At 59.8% G+C, this 23287-nt stretch carries 26 protein-coding genes; 8 read left to right on the forward strand and 18 right to left on the reverse strand.

The genetic code is table 11. The annotated features are described in order from the left end of the window. Window positions 1-46 precede the first annotated feature (46 nt). The 8 genes from FP026_RS22615 to FP026_RS22650 form a co-directional block, all read right to left on the reverse strand. Entirely contained in the window at window positions 47-2035 is a 1989-nt protein-coding gene (locus FP026_RS22615; protein WP_149636827.1) for a heme lyase CcmF/NrfE family subunit, read from the reverse strand. Beyond that, complete coding sequence (gene ccmE, locus FP026_RS22620; RefSeq protein ID WP_149636828.1) at window positions 2032-2481, reverse strand: cytochrome c maturation protein CcmE; 450 nt, start codon at window positions 2479-2481, stop codon at window positions 2032-2034. The genes FP026_RS22615 and ccmE overlap by 4 nt, the downstream gene beginning before the upstream one ends. After that, the gene (ccmI, locus tag FP026_RS22625) at window positions 2478-3638 is read right to left on the reverse strand and encodes a c-type cytochrome biogenesis protein CcmI (protein ID WP_149636829.1); all 1161 of its coding nucleotides are present in this window, start codon (window positions 3636-3638) and stop codon (window positions 2478-2480) included. The genes ccmE and ccmI overlap by 4 nt, the downstream gene beginning before the upstream one ends. Before the next feature lie 196 nt (window positions 3639-3834). Then, window positions 3835-4266, reverse strand: coding sequence for a hypothetical protein (locus FP026_RS22630; protein ID WP_149636830.1), 432 nt, complete (start codon window positions 4264-4266; stop codon window positions 3835-3837). Between the two features lie 90 nt (window positions 4267-4356). Next, the gene (locus tag FP026_RS22635) at window positions 4357-5751 is read right to left on the reverse strand and encodes a sensor histidine kinase (protein WP_149636831.1); all 1395 of its coding nucleotides are present in this window, start codon (window positions 5749-5751) and stop codon (window positions 4357-4359) included. Then, window positions 5741-6412 (reverse strand): response regulator transcription factor, encoded by a 672-nt coding sequence (locus tag FP026_RS22640; RefSeq protein WP_149636832.1) that lies wholly within the window; start codon window positions 6410-6412, stop codon window positions 5741-5743. Before FP026_RS22640 ends, FP026_RS22635 begins: the two co-directional genes overlap by 11 nt. A gap of 136 nt (window positions 6413-6548) precedes the next feature. Further along, a complete protein-coding gene (locus FP026_RS22645; RefSeq protein ID WP_149636833.1) occupies window positions 6549-6797 on the reverse strand; it encodes a hypothetical protein in 249 nt (82 codons plus the stop codon). Between the two features lie 576 nt (window positions 6798-7373). Next, the gene (locus FP026_RS22650; RefSeq protein WP_149636834.1) at window positions 7374-7682 is read right to left on the reverse strand and encodes a Dabb family protein; all 309 of its coding nucleotides are present in this window, start codon (window positions 7680-7682) and stop codon (window positions 7374-7376) included. Between the two features lie 105 nt (window positions 7683-7787). Here FP026_RS22650 and FP026_RS22655 point away from each other — a divergent pair, with 105 nt between their 5' ends. Continuing rightward, window positions 7788-8168, forward strand: a complete 381-nt coding sequence (locus FP026_RS22655) for an MmcQ/YjbR family DNA-binding protein (RefSeq protein ID WP_432444142.1) — start codon at window positions 7788-7790, stop codon at window positions 8166-8168. Here the strand turns inward: FP026_RS22655 and FP026_RS22660 are convergent. Then, the gene (locus FP026_RS22660; RefSeq protein WP_149636835.1) at window positions 8146-8634 is read right to left on the reverse strand and encodes a YcgN family cysteine cluster protein; all 489 of its coding nucleotides are present in this window, start codon (window positions 8632-8634) and stop codon (window positions 8146-8148) included. The two genes, FP026_RS22655 and FP026_RS22660, sit on opposite strands and share 23 nt — an antisense overlap. Before the next feature lie 166 nt (window positions 8635-8800). On the opposite strand from FP026_RS22660, the gene FP026_RS22665 reads away from it, so the two are divergent. The 3 genes from FP026_RS22665 to FP026_RS22675 all read left to right on the forward strand — a co-directional run bounded on the left by FP026_RS22665 (window position 8801) and on the right by FP026_RS22675 (window position 12394). Next, window positions 8801-10996, forward strand: coding sequence for a transglycosylase domain-containing protein (locus FP026_RS22665; RefSeq protein WP_149636836.1), 2196 nt, complete (start codon window positions 8801-8803; stop codon window positions 10994-10996). 269 nt (window positions 10997-11265) lie between these two features. Then, window positions 11266-11853: a DUF1214 domain-containing protein gene (locus FP026_RS22670; RefSeq protein WP_149636837.1), complete on the forward strand. Its 588-nt coding sequence runs from the start codon at window positions 11266-11268 to the stop codon at window positions 11851-11853. Beyond that, window positions 11846-12394: a DUF1254 domain-containing protein gene (locus FP026_RS22675; protein WP_149636838.1), complete on the forward strand. Its 549-nt coding sequence runs from the start codon at window positions 11846-11848 to the stop codon at window positions 12392-12394. The genes FP026_RS22670 and FP026_RS22675 overlap by 8 nt, the downstream gene beginning before the upstream one ends. Window positions 12395-12532: 138 nt before the next feature. On the opposite strand, the gene FP026_RS30315 is transcribed toward FP026_RS22675, so the two are convergent. Continuing rightward, on the reverse strand, window positions 12533-12700 hold the full coding sequence (locus FP026_RS30315) for a hypothetical protein (RefSeq protein ID WP_169644805.1): 168 nt from the start codon (window positions 12698-12700) through the stop codon (window positions 12533-12535). 522 nt (window positions 12701-13222) lie between these two features. On the opposite strand from FP026_RS30315, the gene FP026_RS22680 reads away from it, so the two are divergent. Next, window positions 13223-13429 carry a hypothetical protein gene (locus FP026_RS22680; RefSeq protein WP_149636839.1) on the forward strand — a complete coding sequence of 69 codons (207 nt, stop codon included), beginning with the start codon at window positions 13223-13225 and terminating at the stop codon, window positions 13427-13429. Window positions 13430-13884: 455 nt separating this feature from the next. Beyond that, a complete protein-coding gene (locus FP026_RS22685) occupies window positions 13885-14892 on the forward strand; it encodes a DUF2336 domain-containing protein (protein ID WP_432444147.1) in 1008 nt (335 codons plus the stop codon). Between the two features lie 7 nt (window positions 14893-14899). Here FP026_RS22685 and FP026_RS22690 read toward each other — a convergent pair whose 3' ends face one another. The 3 genes from FP026_RS22690 to FP026_RS22700 all read right to left on the reverse strand — a co-directional run bounded on the left by FP026_RS22690 (window position 14900) and on the right by FP026_RS22700 (window position 17896). After that, window positions 14900-15259, reverse strand: a complete 360-nt coding sequence (locus tag FP026_RS22690; RefSeq protein WP_149636841.1) for a DUF1491 family protein — start codon at window positions 15257-15259, stop codon at window positions 14900-14902. 95 nt (window positions 15260-15354) lie between these two features. Continuing rightward, a complete protein-coding gene (locus FP026_RS22695) occupies window positions 15355-16389 on the reverse strand; it encodes a peptidoglycan-binding domain-containing protein (protein ID WP_149636842.1) in 1035 nt (344 codons plus the stop codon). Beyond that, window positions 16361-17896 carry a sensor histidine kinase gene (locus FP026_RS22700; RefSeq protein WP_188112658.1) on the reverse strand — a complete coding sequence of 512 codons (1536 nt, stop codon included), beginning with the start codon at window positions 17894-17896 and terminating at the stop codon, window positions 16361-16363. The genes FP026_RS22695 and FP026_RS22700 overlap by 29 nt, the downstream gene beginning before the upstream one ends. Window positions 17897-18366: 470 nt before the next feature. Between FP026_RS22700 and FP026_RS22705 the strand changes: the two genes are divergently transcribed. Both FP026_RS22705 and FP026_RS22710 read left to right on the forward strand, forming a co-directional pair. After that, window positions 18367-18822: a DUF5330 domain-containing protein gene (locus FP026_RS22705; RefSeq protein ID WP_149636844.1), complete on the forward strand. Its 456-nt coding sequence runs from the start codon at window positions 18367-18369 to the stop codon at window positions 18820-18822. A 232-nt stretch (window positions 18823-19054) separates the two neighbouring features. Then, window positions 19055-19477: a SufE family protein gene (locus tag FP026_RS22710; protein ID WP_149636845.1), complete on the forward strand. Its 423-nt coding sequence runs from the start codon at window positions 19055-19057 to the stop codon at window positions 19475-19477. A gap of 75 nt (window positions 19478-19552) precedes the next feature. Here the strand turns inward: FP026_RS22710 and FP026_RS22715 are convergent, their stop codons facing one another. From FP026_RS22715 to FP026_RS22735, 5 genes are all read right to left on the reverse strand, one after another. Continuing rightward, complete coding sequence (locus FP026_RS22715) at window positions 19553-19984, reverse strand: MucR family transcriptional regulator (protein ID WP_047627360.1); 432 nt, start codon at window positions 19982-19984, stop codon at window positions 19553-19555. A gap of 529 nt (window positions 19985-20513) precedes the next feature. Continuing rightward, entirely contained in the window at window positions 20514-20882 is a 369-nt protein-coding gene (gene mnhG / locus FP026_RS22720) for a monovalent cation/H(+) antiporter subunit G (protein WP_149637179.1), read from the reverse strand. Then, window positions 20879-21256, reverse strand: a complete 378-nt coding sequence (locus FP026_RS22725; protein ID WP_149636846.1) for a cation:proton antiporter — start codon at window positions 21254-21256, stop codon at window positions 20879-20881. The genes mnhG and FP026_RS22725 overlap by 4 nt, the downstream gene beginning before the upstream one ends. Further along, on the reverse strand, window positions 21253-21726 hold the full coding sequence (locus tag FP026_RS22730; RefSeq protein ID WP_149636847.1) for a Na+/H+ antiporter subunit E: 474 nt from the start codon (window positions 21724-21726) through the stop codon (window positions 21253-21255). The genes FP026_RS22725 and FP026_RS22730 overlap by 4 nt, the downstream gene beginning before the upstream one ends. Then, entirely contained in the window at window positions 21723-23285 is a 1563-nt protein-coding gene (locus FP026_RS22735; RefSeq protein WP_149636848.1) for a Na+/H+ antiporter subunit D, read from the reverse strand. Before FP026_RS22735 ends, FP026_RS22730 begins: the two co-directional genes overlap by 4 nt. Window positions 23286-23287: the final 2 nt, after the last annotated feature.

The raw sequence follows: 23287 nt of genomic DNA on the forward strand, positions 1-23287 counted from the left end.
GCCTTCTTCCCGGCCCCGCTATTCCTGTGGAGGATGGTCAAACGCATCATTCAGCCGGCTCCATGGCCGGGCGAGCCGGCTTCGCCCTGCGGCTGGGGGCACCGACACGCAGGCGGCGGTCGCTGAGCGACACGAAGCCGCCGATCGCCATGACCAGCGCACCCATCCAGATGCAGAGAATGAAGGGCTTCCACCAGATGCGCACGACCATGCCGCCATCCTTGCTCGCATCGCCGACCGACACATAAAGCTGGCTGAGCCCAAGGGTCAGAATGCCGGATTCGGTGGTCGCCGTACGGCTCGCGGTGAAGACACGTTTGGCGGAGGACATTTGCGCAAAGGCAACCCCTCCACGGCTGACCGTGAAGCGGGCACGATCCTCGGTGAAATTGGGACCGACACCGGGCTGCACGCCCTCGAAGCGCAGGCTGTAGCCGCCGAGCTCAGCGGTCTCGCCCGGTTTCATGCTGGTGATGTTCTCGCCCTCGAAGGTCGTCACCGCGATGATACCAAGGACAGTAATGCCGAGGCCCGCATGCGCCAGCGCCGTGCCGAAAGCCGAACGCGGCAACCCGCCGAGGCGCCACCAGGCCACATTCGCAGCCACCTTGCCGACACCGGCGCGATACCAGAGATCGGCCAAGGCGCCGAAGATCAGGAAGAAGCCGGCGGCAAGGCCGAGGACGGCAAGGACCGGGCCGCCATGCCTGATGTAAAATAGAACCAATCCTGCGATGAAGGCCAACCCTGCCACGACATAGAGCCGCTGCAATGCGCCGAGCAGGTCACCGCGCTTCCAGGCAAGCAGCGGGCCGAACGGCACGGCAACGAGGATCGGCGCCATCAACAATCCGAATGTCATGTTGAAGAAGGGCGGACCAACGGAGATCTTGTCGCCGGTCAACGTTTCGAGCGCCAGCGGATAGAGCGTGCCGGTCAGTACCGTGCCGCAGGCGACCGTCAGGATCAGGTTGTTCAGCACCAGTGCGCCCTCGCGCGAGATCGGCGCGAACAATCCGCCGGCGGCAAGTTTCGGCGCGCGGAAGGCGAAGAGCGACAACGCCCCGCCGATGAAGATCAGAAGAATGCAGAGAATGAAGATGCCGCGGGTCGGATCGCTGGCGAAGGAGTGGACGGAGGTCAGCACGCCCGAGCGGACAAGGAATGTGCCGAGCAGCGACAGCGAGAAAGTGAGGATCGCCAGCAGTACGGTCCAGATCTTCAAGGCATCGCGCTTTTCCATGACAACAGCCGAATGCAGCAGCGCCGTGCCGGCAAGCCAGGGCATGAAGGAGGCGTTTTCCACCGGATCCCAGAACCACCAGCCGCCCCAGCCAAGCTCGTAATAGGCCCAATAGGAGCCCATGGCGATGCCGAGCGTCAGGAAACTCCAGGCTGCCAGCGTCCACGGGCGGACCCAACGCGCCCAGGCGGCATCGATGCGGCCTTCCAGCAATGCCGCGACGGCGAAAGAGAAACAGACGGAAAAGCCGACATAGCCGAGATAGAGCAAGGGCGGATGGATCGCGAGACCGATATCCTGCAGCACGGGATTGAGATCCTTGCCCTCCGCCGGAGCCGGGTCGAGGCGGATGAAAGGATTGGAAGTCAGCAGGATGAAGACTAGAAAGGCCGACGATATCCACGATTGCACGGCCAGCACATTGGCGCGCAGCACATCGGGCAGATTGCGCCCGAACAGCGCGACAAGCGCGCTGAACAGCGCCAGGATCAGCAGCCAGAGCATCATCGATCCCTCGTGATTGCCCCAGACGCCGGAGATCTTGAAGATCAGCGGCATCAGCGAATGGGAATTGGCCCAGACGTTGAGCACCGAGAAATCGGAGGCGACATAGGCGTAGGTCAGCGCGCCGAAGGAAAAGGCGACCAGCAGGAACGTGACGATCGAGCCGACCGGCGCGATATCCATCATCGACACGTCGCCGCGCCGTGCGCCGATCACAGGAAGGATGGAAACGACGAGCGCCGTCGCGAGCGCCAGCACTAGGGCATAATGTCCGAGCTCGATGATCATCGGGTGGCCTCCTCGCCCTTCCACACGCCATCGGCCTTCAGCTCGTCGGCGACCTGCTTCGGCATGTAGCGCTCATCATGCTTGGCGAGCACGCTGTCGGCAACGAAAACGCCGCTGCCCGGCTCGAATTTGCCCTCAGTCACCACACCCTGCCCTTCGCGGAAGAGATCCGGCAGGATGCCATCATATTTGACCTTGATCGTATCGGTGCCGTCGGTAACGGAAAACTGTACCTCAGTGCCCTGACCGTGCACGATCGACCCCTCGCCGACGAGGCCGCCAAGGCGGATCAGCGTCCCGGCATTGACCGGGGTCTTCGCCAGATCCGCCGGCATGTAGAAATAGGCGACCGACTGGCTGAAGGCGAACAGCACCAGCAGCACGGCGGCCGCGATGAAACCCATGCCGCCGGCGATGACTGCCAGACGTTTCTGTTTGCGGGTCATTGCTGCGTCACCTCCGTCGGCAGTCCCAATTCCTTAGCCAGCGCCAGAAGCTGCTGACCCTCTCCTCCATTGGCCGGAAAGGCCGCAAGGCCTCGCTTCAAGGCATCCGCAGCGCGATCCCGATCGTTCAATACGGCATAGGAGCGGATCAACCGCATCCAGCCTTCGAAATTCTTCGGATCCTCCTTGAGCTTGGCATCAAGGCTATCGACCATGCCGCGGATCATTTGCTGGCGATCGCCGCTGCTGAGCGCATTCGCCGCGGCGACGTCCTCCGCTGTCGGATTGCCGGGTGCGTTGCCATTGGCGGCTGCTATCGCCTGGCCGCCATTCTTGATGATATGCTCATTGACGGCGGCAAGCCACGGCGCGTCCGGCGGCGATTGTTTCGCCAGTGCCTCGAAGGCGGCCTTCGCATCGGCTGCCTTGCCCTCCTGTTCCAGCGCCAGCGCCAGATAGAACAGCGTGCGCGGATTGGCGGCATCGAGCGCCAGCGATTGCTGCAGCACGCCCCGCGCCTCGGCGGTCACGACGCCATCGGCCTTGACGACCAGCACCTCGCCCAGATCGCCGAGGTGAGCGGCACTCGGCCCTTCCAGGCGAATGACGTTGCGATAGGCAAGCTCAGCATCGCCGATGCGGTTGGTCTTGAAATAGATCGGCGCCAGGACCTCCCAGCCCTTTGCGTCGTCCGGGTTCTTGGCCAGATGCTGCTCGATCTTAACGATCGAGATGGCGAGATCGTTTCCGGGCTTCTCGAGCCGCGCTTCCAGAGGCTGCGCCGGCAATCCCGGCTTGCCGTTCGCAAGGTAAAGACAGAGCCCGACTGCCGGAAGAATGACGATGATGAAGGCCTGGGCAAGGCGATAATTGCCGTGCGCCGGCAATTTCGCCGCCGCCTTCCCATCCTTGGCAATTGCCCCATCTTTAGCAATTGCGATAAGGCGTCGGCCGATCTCCGCACGGGCATAGCCTGCCTCCCCGGCGGAAATCAGGCCGCCGGCGAGGTCTCGGTCCAGTTCGCGGAGCTGATCGCGATAGACCTCGGTCTCTCCGGAACGACAGTCATCCGCCTCCCTTGCACCACGCAGAAGGGGATAGAGCAGCACAGCGCCGACAACGGCCGTCAGAACGGCCACGAGAATCCAGAACAGCATACACGCCCAATACTTTAACAGGGCGCTTATTCCAACCGAGAAAGGCCTTCTGACGAAGATTTGAGGCGTTTGGCCGCGCCTTTCGGCGTAAAAACCTGGAGCCTTCCCGCTTTTCTTCGAATCGCGAAATGCTCCATCTTTTTGTTTTTACGCGATTCCGGACGGAAAACCGCTGCGCACTTTTCCTGGAATTGCATTAATCGAGCGGCGTCCAGGTGCCGTCGTCATTGCGGCAGGCCGCCCCCCTTGCCATCGTGGGTTTGCCGTCGACAGTGACGGTGTGTGTATATTGCCGGCAATTCTGCGAGCCGACCTGATAAGGTGCGGCGGGGACGACTTCGCCGCTGGCATCCCTGCCCTTCCAAGCGACGGGTTGGCCAAGTGGCGAGGTCTCAAGCGCCCGATATTCCGCTTCCAGCGCACGCTGCTTGTCGTTGTCGCTGAGCTTGACGCCGGTGCGCTCTACGATGCCACCATCAAGAGCATTGATGAAGGTTGCTGAGGCCGGAGGCTTCGCAGACGAAAACAGGCTCTTGCCGCCCCCCAAGCCGCTCGTCGTCGAGCAACCAGAAAGCGCAAGCGCAGCGAAAAGAGAGGGAGCGACCAGAGAAAAGGTGCGAAGCTTCATACAACCGAACCAGTATCAAAAAGCAAAACCATAGGTACTGCGCTGCGGCATCATCATGACCCACAGCGTCTTTTGGCATCATGCCGTGCCTCACGCAACATCCTTCATCAGGCCCGGCAAAATTAGGCTCGCCCGAAGCCCGCCCCAGGTGCCCCGGGAGAGTTCGAATCGGCCTTGATATTCATTGGTGATTTCGCTGACGATCGAGAGGCCAAGTCCTGTCCCGGGCTTGCTCTCGTCCAGCCTGCGGCCGCGCTTCATGGCTTCGCGGATCTGATCCGGCTCTAGGCCGGGGCCATCGTCTTCAACCACCAGTTCCACCCAATGACGCCGCGCCGGATCGAGGCCCTTGACCTCGACCGGTGCCTCGTTTGCAACCAGGCGCACCTTGCGCTCGGCAAAGCGGGCGGCGTTTTCGAGGAGATTGCCAACCGTCTCTTCGAGATCCTGCTGCTCCATGGCAAGCGCCAGATTGGGAGTAACCGACAGCTCGAATTCCTTGTCCGAATTCAACCGCCGCATAACGCGGACAAGCCGCTCGAGCGCCGGCTCGGCCTCGGTGCGCGCCAGCACGGATTCACGCTGTGCGGCGATGCGGGCACGATTGAGATAGGATTGCACCTGCCCCTGCATGGCTTCGGCCTGGTTCTTCACCAGATCGCCATGCGAGCGCTCGAGCACGCGGGATTCGTTAAGTAGCACCGCGATCGGCGTTTTCAGCGAGTGCGCGAGATTGCCGACCTGCATGCGGGCGCGCTCGACGATACGCCTGTTGCTTTCGATCAGCGCATTGACCTCGTTGGCAAGCGGCAGGATTTCGCGTGGGAAATCGCCCTGCAGACGCTCGCTTTCGCCGGCGCGAATGCGCTCCAGGGCGGCGCGGGCCTTATCGAGTGGCTTTAGACCATAGAGAATGGCGAGCGCATTGACGATCAAGCTTCCGACGCCAAAGCCGACCAGCGCGAAATAGAGGCTGTGGGAAAAATTGCGAACATCGTCCTCGACGACGGCGACATTGCCGGTGACGCGAAACCGGGCCGCGTGGTCCGTATCGAACTGGATTTCGGTTTCAGCCACCTGCACGCGGTTTCCGAAAGCATCCGTGACGATGTAATAGCGTTGGTAGTACTTGTCGAAGGGTGCCTCCAGCACCGACAGCACCGGCAGGTTCGACGCGCCTAGCGACGGCGATACCAGCGGCGTCGCGGTATAGGTGCCGAGCGGCTCGACTATCCAGTACCAGCCGGTCTTCGGCTGAGCGAAGCGCAGGTCGCCAAGCTGCGGATTGCCTGTTAGCCCACCCTGATCGCCGATCGTGACCGAATTGACCACACTGGAGAGCTGTGCCCGCAACAGGTCCTGAAAACCGCGCTCGGCACTCTTGCGATAGATATTCGAGATGACGAGGCCGATCACCACCAGCGCTACGGCCGACCAGAGTGTGGTCAGCAGCAGGACGCGAGCGGTGAGCGACTTAATTCGCATTGGTCGGAGCTTGGATTCGGTAACCAAGGCCACGGACCGTTTCAATCAGATCGACACCCATCTTCTTACGCAAACGACCGACGAAAACCTCGATCGTGTTGGAATCCCGGTCGAAATCCTGGTCGTACATATGTTCGACAAGCTCGGTGCGCGAGACGACCTCGCCCTTGTGATGCATGAGATAGGCAAGCAGGCGATATTCATGGGAGGTGAGCTTCAGCGGCTTGCCGTCGACGGTCGCCTTCGAGCTCTTGGTATCGAGCCGCACCGGGCCGCAGACGATTTCCGAGGAGGCATGGCCGGCGGCGCGGCGGATAAGCGCGCGGATGCGGGCCAGCACTTCTTCGACATGGAAAGGCTTGGCGACATAGTCGTCCGCGCCGGCATCGATGCCCGCCACCTTGTCGCTCCACCGGTCGCGGGCGGTCAGAAGCAGCACCGGCACCGTGCGCCCGGCGCCGCGCCATTTCTCCAGTACGGTGATGCCATCCACTTCAGGCAGGCCGATATCCAGAATGATCGCGTCATAGGGTTCGGTATCGCCGAGGAAATGGCCTTCCTCACCATCAAAGGCCGTATCGACAACATAACCTGCCTCCTTCAAGGCTTCGGCAAGCTGGCGATTCAAGTTGATATCGTCTTCGACTATGAGAATGCGCATGTCTGGACCCAATTTCCCCGTTCGAGAAACAGTACTGTAAATCGTGCTGCAGTGGAATCATGGAAACAATAAGATTTTGTGTGGGATTCAAGGCTTTAGAGTGTCAATTGCACGTCGCCGCCTCACGTGCCCCGCGTCACATCGGCACTTTCATCGTCACCTTGCGCGGGCGCTGCCCATTGCCCTGCACGAGAACGGTGATGATGCAGCTGTCGCCTGAGGGTTGTGCGGATAGAAGCTGTCCGCCGGTCTTCTCGACGACCTCGGCCGCGGCCTCGCTGCAGTCGCTGTTGGCACGAGCAACCAGGGTCGACGTCGGCGCTGGCAGAACAGCCGAGCCGGCCATGACGAGAGCCGCCGCTGCTATGCTTGAAAATGAGGCCATGCTTCGGACTTCCCACGGGGATATTAACTTGGTGATTATTTACCCAAACACGTCTGAATGGCAAATGAATGGGCTGTAATTTTCGGCCTACTGAGCAGGCAAGGCACGCAATCTGCGCCTTAACCATTTGAAATAATTGAATGCAAAGTGGCGACCTTGCCACGACGGCAACCGATTGGCGTTCTACCGCCCCGCATCGATACAATCTATCAGCGATATGTCCGCGACGGCGCGTATTTGGCTTCGAAATACCCTTCTTCGAGCTGCAAGCTCAGCCATTTTTAATCATTCTTGCTTATCATCTGCCCGTGGGTGCGAGATGGGCAGGCACGCCACCATGGGCCGCTGCAAACCGGCCTTCAGGCGCTTTGCCGAGGTGAGGCGCTGGGATTTCCTTGAGTCCTTTGAATCGCTTGAGGCGATTTCTTCTGAAATCAAACCCGCAACTTCGAAGGCTGATTGAAGAGCCTCATGAAAAGAATCCGGTCACCGACAATCCGATTCCGCTCGAATGCTCAATCCGTTGAAATACTTGCCGTTAAAATGCTTGGCGGGACCGGCCCCGGCGCAGCGCGTTCAAAACGGCTCGCGAACAGCCGTCGCGGTCTCGTAGTCGGCAGCGATCCGCATCTCGCGCAGCGGACGAACACGCTCGATGGACCGCTGATAGTTTGGATGCGCCTTGTAGGCTGCAAGCGCCGCCTCGTCATCGAATTCGCCATAGACGACAAGATCGACTTCGGTTCCGAGCTGGTCGGTCTTCACATTCGTGCCGATTTCCAAGAGCCGCGCATGTGGAATGTCTGTCAGGATCGAGAGGCCGGAGCGGACCTCTTCGAGATTGGCGCGATCAGGAACGGTGAAGAAGACGATATGACGGATCACGCGGCGGCTCCTTGTGCATATGCGAAGGCATGGCGCGATACCATGCGTACAGGCGCAATTCAATAAACTGACCGTTTTGCGGGCGGGATCGTTTCGTCGCAGGCCATGCAGACTGCCATTTATCGCATGGTGGCGAGGCGTGTTATCATCGCGGCCATGACCGACGAGGACCTTATATCCGTTGCCCTTGGCCTGCCGGAGGCAGCAGAGAGCTCACACTTCGGAACCCGCGATTTTCGTGTTCGGGGCAAGATCTTCATGACCCTTCCGAGCCCCGATTTCTGCGTCGTCAAGCTGACACCCGACCAGCAGCAAATGGCATTGGCAACCATGCCGGGCGACGTCATGGCCGTGCCGGGCGGTTGGGGCCTGAAGGGCTTTACGCGGCTGTTTCATCACGACGCCGATCATGCGACGATCAAGGCGCTGATGCAGCGCGCATGGCAAAACGTGGCGCCGAAATCTATGGTTTTGCCGGAGGATTAGGTTCCATGTCGTCTTCGACCGTCAACGGCCAATCGACGACGTAATCCTCGAAATCGTCGAGATCGACATCGTTCTCGCTGACCGTGCGTCCACGGGCGGAAACGCCAGCGATGTGCACGGTTTCCGGATCGCCCGAGATCAGCGGATGCCACCAGTAGAGATCGCGGCCTTCATTGACGAGGCGGTAGGCGCAGGTGGGCGGCAGCCACGCCAGCTCCGGAACCTTCTCCGGCGTCAACTGCACGCAGTCGGGGACGAAATCCCAGCGGTTCGGATAGCTCGTGCAACGACAGCTCTCGCCATCCATCAGCTTGCAGCGGATCGAGGTGAAGTAGACATCGCCGCTATCCCATTCCTCGAGTTTGTTGAGACAACAGAGGCCGCAGCCGTCGCACAGGCTTTCCCATTCCGGCGAGCTCATTTCCGCCAGGGTCTTGGTTTTCCAGAAGGGTAATTCGTCTGTCATCATCGTCTTCCTCGCCACCCGACAGGGAGAATTCGGGCTGCGGCATGCATGTCTCTTGTTCTTTTCTCTAAATCAACCAATTATTCAAATAGCCGTTCTATGAGATAATGAGCTTTGTGTGTGCCACAAGGAAGCATGCAGCAATAATGTGGTCGGGAAGTAGAGCGTGGAAGACCCATCCAATCCAGAAAACGGGCCGAAGGCGGAGCCTGAGACGCAGAAGGACAGCCGGGCCGAAAAGCCGCAGCGGCGGAAACGCTATTTCTTTCTGCGCCTCGATTCATGGATCGACTCCACCTTATGGAATGCCGGTTTTGGCCTTGCGGAAGCCTGGGAGGAGATCACGATCTTCTTCCGCCGCTTCCGCGTGCGCGGCTGGAAACGCATCGTTTTCGAGCTGCTCGGCGAAGGTCTGACGCTGGGTGCGGCCGGTTCGGTGGTAATGCTGATGCTTGCGATGCCCGCCTTCGAGGCGACGCAGGGCGACTGGCGCAATCGCGGCAATTTCGCCGTCACCTTTCTCGACCGCTACGGCAACGTCATCGGCCACCGCGGCATCATTCATGAGAATTCAGTGCCGGTCGACCAGCTGCCGGATTATTTCGTCAAGGCGGTGCTCGCCACCGAGGACCGGCGTTTCTTCGACCATTTCGGCATCGACGTGATCGGCCTGTTCCGCGCGGTGACCGTGAACGCGCAAGCCGGCGGCGTCGTCCAGGGCGGCTCGACGCTGACCCAGCAGCTTGCCAAGAATATCTTTCTCAGCAACGAGCGCTCCATCGAGCGCAAGATCAAGGAAGCCTTTCTGGCGATCTGGCTCGAGGCCAATCTCTCCAAGAAGGAGATCCTGAGCCTCTATCTCGACCGCACCTACATGGGCGGCGGCACCTTCGGCGCGGCGGCAGCCGCACAATTCTATTTCGGCAAGAGCATCACCGACGTCAATCTGGCGGAGGCTGCGATGCTTGCCGGCCTCTTCAAGGCGCCGGCGAAATATGCGCCGCACGTCAATCTGCCGGCCGCCCGCGCCCGCGCCAACGATGTGCTTTCCAACCTGGTTCAAAGCGGCCTGATGACCGAGGGGCAGGTGATCGCCGCACGCCGCAATCCGGCCTCCATCGTCGACCGCGCCCAGATCGAATCCCCGGACTATTTCCTCGACTGGGCCTTCGACGAAGTGCAGCGGCTCGCGACGCGGTTCCCTGAGCGCTCGCTGATCGTCCGGACCACCATCGATATGGGGCTGCAGAAGGCGGCGGAAGATTCCGTCCAATCCAGCCTGATGGAATTCGGCGAACGTTACCATGCCAAGCAGGGCGCCAGCGTCATGATCGAAAATGGCGGCGCCGTTCGCGCCATGGTCGGCGGCAGCGACTACGGCGAAAGCCAGTTCAACCGCGCGACCAAGGCGCTACGCCAGCCGGGTTCCTCCTTCAAGATCTACACTTATTCGGTCGCGATGGAAAACGGCATGACGCCGACATCCACCATCGTCGACGCGCCGATTTCCTGGGGCAACTGGAGCCCGCACAATTATGAAAATCGTTATGAAGGCAAGGTGACGCTGACGCAGGCGATCACGCAATCGATCAACACCATCCCGGTGCGGTTGGCGAAGGAGAAGTTCGGCATCCAGCCCATTCGCAACATGGCCAAGGCCATGGGCGTGGAAACGCCGATCCGCAACGACAAGACCATTCCGATCGGCACCTCGGAGGTGACCGTTCTCGACCAGGCGACGGCCTATGCCGTCTTCCCGGCCAACGGCGTGCAGTCGCGGCGTCACGGCATCGACCAAATCACCGGCTATGACGGCAAGGTGCTCTACGATTTCAGTCACGACGAGCAACCGGCCAAGCGCGTCCTCAGCGAAAAAGCCACGTCCTACATGAACCAAATGCTGACGCAGGTGCCGGTCATCGGCACCGGCCGCAGGGCAGCACTCGATAACGGCATCGTGGTCGGCGGCAAGACCGGCACCACGCAGGCCTATCGCGATGCCTGGTTCATCGGCTTTACTGGCAACTACACTTGTGCCGTCTGGTTCGGCAACGACGATTATACGTCGACGAACAACATGACGGGCGGCACGCTGCCGGCCATGACCTTCAAGAAGATCATGGACTATGCGCAACAGGGCATCGTGCTGAAACCCATCCCCGGCATCAGCAACCCGTTCCCGGTGCAGAAGCCGCAAACCGTTGCAGCTAAGAAGCCGGCCGATGCCTCCACTCCCAGCCTGCCTCCCCTCATGCGGCCGCGCTCGCTTTCGGTGGATTCCACGAACATCCTGCGCGATATCGGCGAAAGACTGAGGGCCGCGAACCGGCTCGGCGTGCAGAAGGTGGCGACGGCGGAATAGAGATTATCCAAGCAGAGATGAAGGCGGAGGCCGCATAAGCAGCCTCGGCGCGGATTTTCCAACGAAAATATGAGGGAATATGTCGCGGTCGCAACAGGGCCGGCCGACTGGCGAATGGTCCGACAGCAGCTGATGTTCCGGCCAAAAGCTGCTTTGTTCGCTCACCCGGGGCATTCTGTATGACTGCCGCCTGAAAGCGGCTCGCCCTTCCCCCTGCCGACAGAATCAGGAATAAATCGATACTGATTTGTCACGAGGACGATCCCAGGGTGTTCCGAGTTCCCCTTCTTGTTGCGCTTTCGCTTGTCATCGCCTTTGGCGGCGGGATCGTGTTCACGCTCCTGGCGCTGGATGCGACCTCCGGTTTCGGCGCGATCAAGCTCGGTGCCTGGCAGGCCTTTCCGGAAATGCAGACGGCCGATGCGGACCCTTATGCGAAATCCCATAGAGCTCGCGCCGGACGCTTGCTCTATGGCACCGCGGAAGGGCTCGTGTTTACCGCCTCCGATGACGATGCCGGCGCGCGGCTGACGGCATCTTGCAGCTATCGCATCAGCGGTCAGACGCCGCCCGCGAGGCTCTGGACACTGTTCATCGCCGGCAATGACGGGCAACCGATCGAAGGCGCCGGCGGACGCCCTTCGACCATCAATTCATGGATCGTCCTGCGCAATACGGATTCAAGCTTCAGTATCACGGTTTCACCCAATGCCAAGGCGGGCAACTGGCTCGCCCTGCCTGCCGCCGGCAATTTCCGTCTCGTGTGGACGCTGCTGGATTCGCCGGCGGCCGGCAATTCCGGCCTGATCGATCTCGGCATGCCAAAACTCGAAAAAATCGGGTGCGGCAATGTTTAGATTCGTTTTCGCGATCCTGACCGGCTTGTTCGGCGCGGCGCTGCTACACATTGTCATTATTCTCTCCTTGCCGCATTTTTCCGACCGCGATGCCTATACCCGCGTATCGGACGAGGGCGACGAGAACCATTTCTACATGCTCGACGACAAGGATGACGAGGCGGGGCTTTCCAACACCGATCCCTATATCCGCACGGCCGTCTGCGCATTCGACATCGAAGACACCCCCGTTCATTTGACCGCGAAAGGCAAAGTGCCTTTCTGGTCGCTCGCCGTCTATGATGCCGCATCGAATGAAGTATTCAGCATGAGCGACCGCACATCCGTCGGCGGCGCACTCGACTTGTTGCTCGCATCTCCCGTCCAGCTCACGGGCATACGCAAGGCGTTGCCGCCAGCCCTTGCCCAATCGATCCTGGTGGAAGTGCCGCGTGCCCAAGGCTATGCGGTGCTGCATACGATGGCGCCACAAGGCAGCTTTGATAACGCCGCCCGCGAGTTCCTATCGGAAGCGGGTTGCGACGAATTTGATAATGGCTGAGATGATCGGCGCGGAGATAACTAGCATCGGGCGGAAAGGGATTTGCGCGATCTTACGCGCCGGCTCGCCACGATGGGAGACCGCTGAATTATAGCGGCAACCAGGAGATGCGCGCATGGACGCGCCCCCGCCCGGACATTACTTTCCTTTTGCCCGCTTCGGCCCGGCTCCCGGTCGATGGGTGGGCGTATCCAGATGTTCGTAGCGCACGCCGGTGAACAAAAGGATCTTTGCTTCCACCGGTTCCTTCTGGGCGCGCGGCGTCATGCGCAATCGCCAATCCGAAAGAGATATGATCTTTGCCATTCTCGTCTCCATTTACGTCTCGAGACGGATGAACTTGCGACTTGATTTCACCCTGCCCGCCGCTGAAGCGGGCCAACGCTTCCCTCCATTTCAGCCTTGCTCCTTAGGCTGCAATAGAGGCATTCGCGCCTTCTCACGGCATTTCCCTGACACCGTGGCATGGTCTGCCGCTTGCGACCTCCATGCTCTCCCTACACTCAATCAATTCTGCCAATCGCTGCTTTCAGCCGGAATTCAGACATATCGCAGTTAACAGAATACTAATCGTCGTCGCTCGCCACCCTTGGCGTGAGTCGTCATGCCCTAATAACGCTGCGACGACGGCTTTGGTTTCATCGGCCGGCGAAAAATCGTCGGAGCCGATTTTGCTGGGAAATGAAGCGATATCATATCCTTAGGTAAATAGACGACGTTGCCGGCAAAAGGAAATTCAGCCAATCCGTTGCAGAAAAACGTCACACAAATATTATTTGCGCTCACGAAAAATTAACGTATTGTAACGTTGAAATTCGAGGGCGACCAATGACTATGGCGGGCAGTTCCGTCTTTTCTCCAGAGGATGTCACCGTCCTGCGCGGTGCGCTTGATAAGTGGTGCCTGGAAAAGCGGATCGATATAAAAAGTGCCGAAGCCGAGTTTGCGGCTACGGCCGCGATCGGCCTCTTTCAATCGGGCTACAACACTTCGGAAAAGCTGCTCGCCGCCATGCGCGAGCATAGAGGCATCTGAACTATCTTCATTCTTGTCATGACACCGGCCGAAGCCCAGTCTGCATTTCGCGGACATGGCAGCATGCCTCCGGCAACCCTCTTTCAGTCAATACCCTTATAGGTTGAGAAACCGTACTGACGCGCATCCTGCGAAAGGTTATCCACAGGAGGCTTGGTCGGTTAAATCCCCGTGGATATGGCCGATGTCAGGCGGTTGCCTCCGCGCAAGCTTAACGCGCAATTTTTATTCGGATTTTAATAAAGTTTTCACGAACCATTAACCTTGGCGGCCTTAGTCTTTCGCGAAAGCCAGATAAGGACGACCGTGTCCATACCCGTTTCGACAATTGCCGCCGAAGACGCCTTCTTCATCGAAAGGACCGTCCGGCACGATCGGAAAGAAGCGCTGCGGGATCCATGGTCGACCGTCCGGCTCCCTGCTTTTTTGTTCCGAGTATCAGTATGGGTGTTGGCGTGCGTGACCGGTTTCGAGACCTTGAAGAGCCTGCGACAGTCCGCAAGAAGGACGTGGTTCTGATGGCGACGATTACCAGCTTCGAAAGCATGGGACACCCATCCAAATCGGAACTCCGCCAATTCGCCGAGCTTTTCACGCCCGTCTTCCAGGCGTCTTCGGAAGAGGCAAAGCGACAGGCGGTCGCCGCCCTCTCCCAATGCCAAACAGTGCCCCAGGCGGTTGCGCTGTTCATCGGTTGTCAGCCGATCTCCATCGCCGCCCCTTTCCTCACGAGCTCGCAGGCGATCGATGACGATACGCTGATCACCATCGCCCGCACGCAGGGCGCGGCCCATGCGCGGGCCATCGTCCGCCGGTCGTCTCTCTCCCCCAAGGTCATCGACGCTCTCGTTGGCCTGCATCAGGCCGAGCCGGAGCGCGGCATGACGGTGGCGGAGCAGCAAACGGAAGCTGTTTCGACGCAGGCAGAGATAACGGAAACCGAGCGGCTTTCGCGCGAAGAGGTATTGCGTCAGCAGATCAAGCAGGCCGCCCGCCATATGGGCCGCGACGACAAGGATCGTCTCGGCCTGCGCAGCCTCAGCGAAACACAGGAAGCCCTGCTCGTGCGTTTCGCCCGCGAACGCGATGCGCGGCAATTTGCGACAACGCTCGCCGACGCGCTCTCCTCCAGCCACTGGCTCGCGGAGCGCATCCTGCTCGACACATCGGGCCAGCAGCTTGCGGTCACGCTCGTCAGCCTCGGCATGGGTATCGCGGATGCCGTCTATTCACTCGAGCGCTTCTATCCGCATCTGGCGGAACGGCATGGCAGCGTCAGCCGGGCATGGCTGGTGCTCGACGACATCGATGCGGAAGAGAGCCAGGCCCGCGTCGAGGTGTGGCGTCGCGCCGACAGCTACACCTATCTGCCGGAGGAAAAGCCGACACAACGGCCCACAGCGCCATTATTTGGTGCGAAGTCTGGCTCCATCCGCGAATTGCGGGTGGCAAACCGGCGATAAAGACGGGTCAATCCAGCGGATTGGCGCGGAAACCGGCCAAAGGGACGATATCGGCGATATCGTCCGTCTCCAGCTCTACGACCCACAAATCCGGATCGAACTTCAGCTCGCGATCGAGGGTCTCACGAATATCCTGCGGCTCCTTCCGCTCGATGCGGACTTCGAAGAGCCGTGTTCCGCTCTCCTCCTCATCGAACAGGCTCTGCGGAGCGGGCGCATAGAGGGTTTCCGTGCCATCGCGGAAACGCTGCCGAATGAAGATCGCGCCGGCGTGCTCCTCGCCCTTTCGCTCGACGGCGGCAAAATCGCCACGGGCGAACAGGCGGCGGATAAGAGCGGAAACAAAGATGTCGCTGCGCAATCTCATAAGCGAGCTATAGCGGCGAGCAGCAACCAGCGCAATTCAAGTCGGCTCGGAAGTGCATTGACACGCGGAGTTTGCAGATAGGCTCTCGGTAAGCCTCAGAGCGCGCCGATATCCTGCAGTTTTTTCAGCACCGCCATGTTCGGCTCGCCGGTCTCCGGCAGACGGTAGTGCTTCTGGAAGCGGCGAATGGCCGCCTTGGTTTGTTCCCCGGCAACGCCGTCAATGCTGACATTGCTGTAGGCGATGTTGCTCAGGCCTTTCTGGATCTGCATGACCAGGTTGACCTTGTTGACCGCATCGTTCGGGGCAGCGTTTACCGCGACGGCACCGGTCTTCAAATTCTTCTCCGCATTCTGAATGGCAGCGGCAACCGGATCGACAGCGCCTGCGGCGGTGGACACGTTGACAGGACGTTCGAAAGGTACGGCGGCGGCTCCTGCCCTACCGCCGGCCGGAGTCGCGTCGGCAACACTGCTTGCCTTCAGGGCCGTAAGAAGCTCCGGCGTCGGTACGCCGGTCTGCGCCAGGCCCGAGGCCTCCTGGAAGAAGAGAATGGCTGATGTCGTACGCGACCCAGGCTTCCCGTCGGCAACGCCATCATAAAGCCCATGGCGGATAAGTTCCGCCTGCACATCGGCAATCAGCTTCGACGGAGCGGCGGATGTCTGCGCCGCGGGTCGGCTCGCTACCTGGCCGCCTGACGCGGATGTAGCGGGATCGGAAGCCGAATCCTGCCGTTCTATCCGGAATGTCGTGACGTTGCCGGCGTCGGCCTGCTGTGCATGCAGGAACGATCTGCGGCCGGGAATCTGATAGGGCGAGCCGGGATCGCGGGTGCGCAGCATGGGCGATGGATGTGCGCCGGTCTGGTACCAAAGTGCGTTCGCGGTTACGAAGCCGAAAACGCCGAAGAAGAGCGCCACACCGCCGGCGATGACGGGATGACGACCGACCGCGCTGCCAATCAGACCGGCGAGCGCTCCCACACCGCGAAGGCCGAGGCCACCCAGCGCAGTACTGCCGCGCAGGCTCAGGCTGCCCAGGGCAACCGCTCCACGAGAAGCGAGGCCGGGCTGCTTGCGCCTGCCCTTTCCTCTTCCCTTAGGCGATTTTCGCTTTTGCGGGGCCATTCATCCCTTCCTTGTTTCGCCCTTCGTTCGTCTCCGTTGTATGTTTCAGGCGTGGCGGAAAATCGACGGGCCGATTGGCATCCACAGGCTGTTGCATCGCCACGACCCCCGAGCCGTCAAACGGGATCAGGATAGTGATCACCGTGCCCTCACCTGGTGCGCTGGCGATGGAAAAGCTTCCGCCGTGCAGGCCGACGAGGCCCTTGACCAGCGACAGGCCGAGACCGGTACCGGCATATCGGCGCGTATAGTCGTTCTGGATCTGCACAAAAGGCTGACCGAGGGAGGCCAGCCGCTCGCTTGCGATGCCAATCCCCGTATCGCCGATCGACAGCTTCAGCATGCCATCGGTCAATGCCGCATCGATGGTGATCGCGCCGCCCGCGTCGGTGAATTTGATGGCATTGCCGACAAGGTTGATGAGGATCTGCTGGATGGCACGCTGATCGGCAACGATCTCTCCGAGACCGCGCTGGATGCGGCTCGTCAAAGTCAGACCCTTCTCCTTGGCCTGCAAGCCTAGCATCGCTTCGCATGTCGCGATGGATTCCTCGATCGAGAAGGATTCGAGCAGCAATTCGTAGCGGCCCGCCTCGATCTTGCTCATGTCTAACATGGTGTTGACGACCGAAAGCAGATGCGCGCCCGACTGGCGGATCAGGCCGACATATTCACGCTGTCGGTTGTTTTCGAGCTTGCCGAAATATTCTCCGCTGAGGATGTCGGAGAAGCCCAGGATCGCATTGAGCGGCGTGCGCAGTTCATGGCTGACAGCGGCAAGGAAACGCGATTTCGCGTCGTTGGCCGATTCCGCCTCCGCAGTCTTGCGGGCTGCATCTTCACGAAGCTGCTGATCTTGAGAGATGTCGCGCAGCTGGCTGACGATCGCCGTCAAGCGCCCCTCGCCATCGCGGCGCGCCGTCAATTCCATGCGGATATGGACGAACTGCGCGTCGTTGCCGACAACAGCGGAACGTTCCAGGCGCAGATCGGCGCCGTAAGAATCCCTGCCCTGACGAAGCACATCGATCGCCTGCAAGAAGATGATGCGGTCCGAGACGTGGATTTGCTCGACGAAGCCGCGGCCCGTCGGATCACGCATCCAGCTCAGAAATTCGATACGGTCCCGGCCGCCGATGGTCGTCACGTTTCCTTGCGGATCAAGCAGCAGTACCAAGCCGAAAGCGGCTTCCAGCATCAGGTCGCGATGCTCGACGACGACGGCCTCCGCAGGAAGCGACGACGGTCGCTGACGCGACAGCGCAATGCTGCCGACCGCCGAAAACAGGAAAGCGGCGCAGACCGTGGCGACACCGGCGGGCAGAGCTACGGCCGGGCTGGTAACGAAAGAGAGGCCCACGGGAACAGCAAAGAGGGCAACCGAGGAGACGAGCGCAAGCCGACGAAGGATCGCCAGCTCCTGTCCATGGACTTCGCCATTCCCGCTCGTCCGGGAGAGCCAGCTTCCGCCCACCCGGTCTACGAAGGCCCCAACCCCGACAGCCATGTCACTCAATACACGCACACTACAACCCGTCAAAACGGTCACTTATTGGACTGCACAATAGGCCTTGCGGGCTTAAGGAAAGAATAAAGAAGGAACGCGCCGGATGGTCCAAAAGGCTCCAAAATCCCGTTTTGGCGCAGAATGCAGGACCTTTGTTTTTTGTGGTTAACAGCGGGTAAGCAACGGATTTTATTCGTATTTCCAGCGCGCGTTAACTTTTGTATTAAGGGCTGAAGCCGCAAAGCCCTGCATATCAACGGCATCGGGCGAGACATGCTTAACATCAATCGCTACAATTTGAACCAAATGCTGCTCAAAGCCGGAAAGCTAAAATTTGAATCAAATTAGCGGAAAATGCCGCCGAGTTTTGAAAAGCGCTGTTGTCCTCTGCCGGATAGGCTTCGAAGCAGATCGGACAGGCAAGTCCGAATCGGCCTCCGGGCCGAACGACAGAGAGGATGGGCAAGGCAATGTGGTTTCTGATTAGAGCAGGGTTCTGGTTTTCGCTGGTTCTCATGTTCCTGCCGATCTTCGCAAAGCCTCAGGGTGATCCGCGACCGGCAGGCGAACCGGCGGTGCAGGTTTCCGACGCGATTTCGGCCGCCTCGGGCGTCGTTCAATATGTCGGCGCCATGTGCACCGAGAAGCCAGATGTCTGCGTAAAGGGAGGCGAAACGCTGACCGCGCTCGGATATCAGGTTGGCGACGGCGCCCGCGTCGCCTACGACATGCTCGGCCGCCACTTCAAGGATCAGCCCGCAAATGCATCCGCTGATGCCGCATCGGCTCACGCAAGCGCCGATCAGGTCGCCGCCATGACCCAGCCGATGCCGGCCAAGCGGGTGACCGACGCCGATGTGGTCGTTACCGGCACGGTCCGGCTGCCATCCTCCGTTCCGCTGCCGATGCCGCGCCCGCGTATCTAGTGCATTTCCGCTTTTCTTCGAATCGCAAAAACGCTCTATCTTCTTGTTTTTACACAATTCCGGACGGAAAGTCGCCGCGCACTTTTCTTGGAATTGCACTAACGCTTCCTCCATTGGCCCAGCCTGAACGCCGTGACCTGCCCGTGGTCAGCGGCGTTCTTTTTTGCCACGGGTTCAAATCGCCTGTCACTTCGCCTATATCCAAGGCACACGGGCAATCTGGATCATTGCAATGGCATCGCTTGAAAAGATCATCGACGACTTTTCCTTCCTGGACGACTGGGAGGATCGCTATCGCTACGTGATCGAACTCGGCAAGGCATTGCCCGATCTGCCGGAAGAGAAGCGCACGCTGGAAAACAAGGTGCAGGGCTGCGCCAGCCAGGTCTGGCTCGTCACGCATGCGTCCGGCGATCCCGAGAACCCGATCTTGACGTTCGAAGGCGATTCCGACGCCCATATCGTGCGAGGGCTGGTGGCGATCGCGATGGCGACCTATTCAGGCAAGTCCGCCTCTGAAATCGCTGCGCTCGATGCGCTCGACGTCTTCGGTAAGATCGGTCTCGTGGAGCATCTCTCGTCGCAGCGCGCCAACGGGCTCAGGTCGATGATCAAGCGCATCCGCGAGGAAGCCCGCGTCAGAGCCGCGGCATAGGCTCGAATTTAAAGCATCCATAGACAAAAACCCGGCTCGAAAGCCGGGTTTTTCTTTGGTTCAGCGATGAAGCTCTCAGCGGCTGCCGCGCTTGCGGCGCTGGCCGAGGCCCATTTCCTTTGCAAGGCGCGAACGGGCTTCCGCATAGGCCGGTGCTACCATCGGGTAGTCGGCAGCCAGATCCCACTTCTCGCGATATTCTTCCGGCGAAAGACCATGATGGGTCATGAGATGGCGCTTCAGCGACTTGAAGCTGCCGCCACATTCCAGGCAGGTGATCTGATCATCCTGCACGGATTTGCGAACGGATACGGCCGGCTTCTGCTTTTCGACCACGGTTACGGCTGGAGCCGGAGCCGAGGTGTTGCTCAAGGCGGAATGTACGTCGGAAATCAAGTTCGGAAGGTCGCTGACCGGTACGACATGGTTGCTGACATAGGCCGCAACGATGTCGGCGGTCAGTTCAACCAGTAACTCCTGCCCGTTGCCAAGGGCCGCATCTGTCATTGTGTTCTCCTGTTCATCGGCTTGCTTGCCGCGCCGCGCCCCAAAAGAGAGCGCAGGGCACAGCGTTGCTGTATAATCTGCGCCTGGCTTCGGAAATCTGCTGATCCCGGAGTTTCCCAGCGCCGAGCAATCGCACAAACGTATTGCTCGTATTCGTAGCAGCCATCAGCAAGAAAACGGTGCATAACGCCACATTTCTTATCGCATGAAATCCACCCCTAGACTTCATACGAGGGAAAACCGCCTCTTGCCGCCTGATATCAGAATTAGCGACCACGATAGCGATCTCTAATCGCTGATCGGAACTAAGTTTTGCTCAGCTTTGTATCAAAGAAAGATAAAAGCATTGAGAGCTTAAACCCGGTCGAGACTAACTTAACATCAGAACTCTACTTGAATCTGAATTAGCACTCTTTACCCAAATGTCCAGTTTTTAATCCCAACATTTCTTCGCAAAAAATTCATCTACTAAAAAATGGATAACTAATAACGCGAACAGATATTCCTTCATTAACAATTTCTGCGTTTGTTAGCCCTTTTTTCCATTCCCGCGTTTCGTGAACTGCCCATGCCGCAGCAATTCATCGCGTACCGAAGGCGCGATTAAGCGATGCCCCGCCTTATGCGCCGCACGCGCAAGAAGATGTGCCGAAATCGGTGCGGTCAATACGAAAAAGACAAATCCGGCCAGCGCCCGCGCCAATATCGACAGATCTTGCGAATGAATACCGACCGCAAGTAGCAATAGGCCGGAACCCACCGTGCCCGCCTTCGATGCTGCATGCATGCGGCTGTAGAGATCGGGAAGGCGAACAATGCCGATGGCGGCAATAAGCGAGAACAATGCGCCGGCCAATAGAAGCACGGCGACCAGGACAGCCCAAAGCAAATCCATCAGCGCCCTCCTTTCTTCGGCTTGTCCCGCTTGCGCGTCTTCTTGCTTTCGGAAGCGCCAATAGTTTCCGGGCGCGTGGCATGCCGGTTCGAAATATCGGATTGCGCCCGCGTCAGGATGAACCGGGCGAAGGCGACGGTGGCGAGGAAACCGACAAGGCCCAGCGAAATGGCAATATCGATGTAAAGCGTGAAGCCAGTCTTGATGGCAATGACGGCAATGAAGCCGATGGCGATCGCCACCAGCATATCGAGCGCCAGAACCCGATCCGGCAATGTCGGGCCGGCAACCACGCGATAGACGGTAAACAGGAAGGCGATGCTCAGTATGCCCAGCGCCACCATTGCTGCCGCCGACACGACGGATGCGGCCATCATCGGAAAGCCTCCATGATGCGGCGCTCGAAGCCGTCGGCGATGCCGCGCTTGATGGTTTCCGGATCGGAGCAATCGAGCGCGTGGACATAGAGCATCTTGCGGTCATCGGAAACGTCGACCGACAACGTGCCCGGCGTCAGCGTGATGAGATTGGCAAGCAGCGTGATTTCAAAATCGCGGTCGACCGTCAGGGGAAAGGCGAAAATCCCGGGCTTCACATCGATCCTGGGGCTCATGACGGCCACGGCAACGGCCCAGACGGACTTTGCCAGCTCGCCTATGAACAGCACCAAGAGCGCGAGGATGCGGCGAGCCCGACCGAGATAGAGTACGCCTCCGTAGGACGATCGCACGATCGCGAGCGCAATCGCCGCAAGGACGAAGCCGAAGACCAGATTGATGAAGGAGGCACTACCGGTTACGGCAACCCAGACGATGGCAAGCAGCAGATTGAAGATGAAGAGGATCATTGAGCGCCTCCTGCCGCGGGAAAGACGGAGTGCAAATAGGCCGATGGCTGCTCGAGGCCGGCAGCGGCCGCCTGGGTCAGGTGCAGGAGCCGTTCCGGAAACAGGCCGAAACCGATAACAAGCAGCGAAAGAGCAAGAAGCGGCAAAGCGGCCTGCCACCTGATCGGCTCCGCCGCCATGCCGTCGCCCGCCGCAGGTCGCCAATAAGCAAGTAGGAACACCCGCCCAAAAACGATCGTTGTCAGGAAACCGGCCAGCAGGATTGTTGCGGCGAGCCACCAGGCGCCCGTTGCGAGCGCAGCCTTCACCAGTACGACCTTGGGCCAAAAGCCCGAAAAGGGCGGCAACCCGCTGATGGCGAAGAAGAGCACCAGCGAGAGGCCGGCAAACCAGCCGCTTCGCCGATAGAGCCCGCCGAGAGCCGTGAGTGAAAAACTGCCGCCGAGCCGGGCCGCCTGCCCTGCAAGCAGATAAAGCGCTGTCATCAACACCATCGAATGCAGCGCATAGAAGATCGCCCCGCTGAGGCCATCGGCATTGCCGAGGGCAACGCCCGCCAGCATCGTGCCGATGCCCGATATGACGATATAGCCCAGCATGCGCCTGACATCGTTTGCGCCGAGCGCACCCATCACCCCGACGAGCATGGTCGCGATGGCGATAACCGTGATCAGCGGACCGAGCCCCGCCCGCTCGACAGGCAGCAGCATGACCAAAACCCGGATGAGCGCATAGATGCCGACCTTGGTCAGCAGGCCGGCGAAGAGCGCCGAAACGGTGATGCGGGGGGTGTGATAGGAAGCCGGGAGCCAGAAATTCACCGGGAAGGCCGCCGCCTTCATGCCGAAGGCCAGCAGGAACAGGCCTGCCAAGGTCGTCAGCGGCGCATTGCTCTCACCCGCTCTCGCCTTCATGGCGATATCGGCCATGTTGAGCGTACCGAAGATGGCGTAAAGATAGCCGACGGAGACGAGGAATAGCGTGGTGGCGATGAGATTGAGGACGACATATTTCAATGCGCCATCGATCTGCTCACGCTCCGAACCGAGGATCAGCAGACCGAAGGACGAGATCAGCAGCACCTCGAACCAGACATAGAGATTGAAGACGTCGCCCGTCAGGAAAGCGCCGCTGACGCCAGCCAGCAGCAGCATCAGGAAAGGGAAGAAACCGTATCGCCGGCCGCTCGTGGTGATTTCGCCGAGCGAGTAGAAACTCGCCAACAGGGCAACGATGGCCGCGGTCAGGGCCATGAGCGCGCCAAAAATATCGACGCTGAAGGCGATGCCGAAAGGCGGCAGCCATCGTCCCATGACCATTGTCACGGCGCCTTCGCTGACGACCTTGTAGAGCAAGGCGGCGTCGATAAGCACCAGCAATACAAGACCGGGAATAGCGATCGCGGCATGCCATTCGGTACGGTTGCGCAACATCAGCAGAATGGCACCGAGCCCGATGCACAAGGCGACCGGCAGGATGACAAGCCAATGTCCCACAGGCACGGGTGCCGCGACCAGCGCAGCGGAAAGATCGACAGGCATATCGGTTGGGCCGGCCATCG

Origin of the sequence: Martinezella tropici (genome assembly GCF_008370325.1) — a bacterium.
In the GTDB taxonomy this organism is placed as follows: domain Bacteria; phylum Pseudomonadota; class Alphaproteobacteria; order Rhizobiales; family Rhizobiaceae; genus Rhizobium; species Rhizobium tropici_B.

Excerpts from the sequence above, each read along its gene's own strand:
- FP026_RS22675 (WP_149636838.1), top strand. The coding sequence starts at position 11,846 with ATGTTTAGATTCGTTTTCGCGATCCTGACCGGCTTGTTCGGCGCGGCG.
- ccmI (WP_149636829.1), bottom strand. The coding sequence starts at position 3,638 with ATGCTGTTCTGGATTCTCGTGGCCGTTCTGACGGCCGTTGTCGGCGCT.
- FP026_RS22700 (WP_188112658.1), bottom strand. The coding sequence starts at position 17,896 with ATGGCTGTCGGGGTTGGGGCCTTCGTAGACCGGGTGGGCGGAAGCTGG.
- FP026_RS22640 (WP_149636832.1), bottom strand. The coding sequence starts at position 6,412 with ATGCGCATTCTCATAGTCGAAGACGATATCAACTTGAATCGCCAGCTT.
- FP026_RS30315 (WP_169644805.1), bottom strand. The coding sequence starts at position 12,700 with ATGGCAAAGATCATATCTCTTTCGGATTGGCGATTGCGCATGACGCCG.
- FP026_RS22715 (WP_047627360.1), bottom strand. The coding sequence starts at position 19,984 with ATGACAGATGCGGCCCTTGGCAACGGGCAGGAGTTACTGGTTGAACTG.
- FP026_RS22730 (WP_149636847.1), bottom strand. The coding sequence starts at position 21,726 with ATGATCCTCTTCATCTTCAATCTGCTGCTTGCCATCGTCTGGGTTGCC.
- FP026_RS22660 (WP_149636835.1), bottom strand. The coding sequence starts at position 8,634 with ATGACAGACGAATTACCCTTCTGGAAAACCAAGACCCTGGCGGAAATG.
- FP026_RS22680 (WP_149636839.1), top strand. The coding sequence starts at position 13,223 with ATGACTATGGCGGGCAGTTCCGTCTTTTCTCCAGAGGATGTCACCGTC.
- FP026_RS22655 (WP_432444142.1), top strand. The coding sequence starts at position 7,788 with ATGCAGACTGCCATTTATCGCATGGTGGCGAGGCGTGTTATCATCGCG.
- FP026_RS22690 (WP_149636841.1), bottom strand. The coding sequence starts at position 15,259 with ATGAGATTGCGCAGCGACATCTTTGTTTCCGCTCTTATCCGCCGCCTG.
- FP026_RS22630 (WP_149636830.1), bottom strand. The coding sequence starts at position 4,266 with ATGAAGCTTCGCACCTTTTCTCTGGTCGCTCCCTCTCTTTTCGCTGCG.
- FP026_RS22645 (WP_149636833.1), bottom strand. The coding sequence starts at position 6,797 with ATGGCCTCATTTTCAAGCATAGCAGCGGCGGCTCTCGTCATGGCCGGC.
- FP026_RS22705 (WP_149636844.1), top strand. The coding sequence starts at position 18,367 with ATGTGGTTTCTGATTAGAGCAGGGTTCTGGTTTTCGCTGGTTCTCATG.
- FP026_RS22725 (WP_149636846.1), bottom strand. The coding sequence starts at position 21,256 with ATGATGGCCGCATCCGTCGTGTCGGCGGCAGCAATGGTGGCGCTGGGC.
- FP026_RS22735 (WP_149636848.1), bottom strand. The coding sequence starts at position 23,285 with ATGGCCGGCCCAACCGATATGCCTGTCGATCTTTCCGCTGCGCTGGTC.
- FP026_RS22615 (WP_149636827.1), bottom strand. The coding sequence starts at position 2,035 with ATGATCATCGAGCTCGGACATTATGCCCTAGTGCTGGCGCTCGCGACG.
- FP026_RS22710 (WP_149636845.1), top strand. The coding sequence starts at position 19,055 with ATGGCATCGCTTGAAAAGATCATCGACGACTTTTCCTTCCTGGACGAC.
- ccmE (WP_149636828.1), bottom strand. The coding sequence starts at position 2,481 with ATGACCCGCAAACAGAAACGTCTGGCAGTCATCGCCGGCGGCATGGGT.
- FP026_RS22695 (WP_149636842.1), bottom strand. The coding sequence starts at position 16,389 with ATGGCCCCGCAAAAGCGAAAATCGCCTAAGGGAAGAGGAAAGGGCAGG.
- FP026_RS22635 (WP_149636831.1), bottom strand. The coding sequence starts at position 5,751 with ATGCGAATTAAGTCGCTCACCGCTCGCGTCCTGCTGCTGACCACACTC.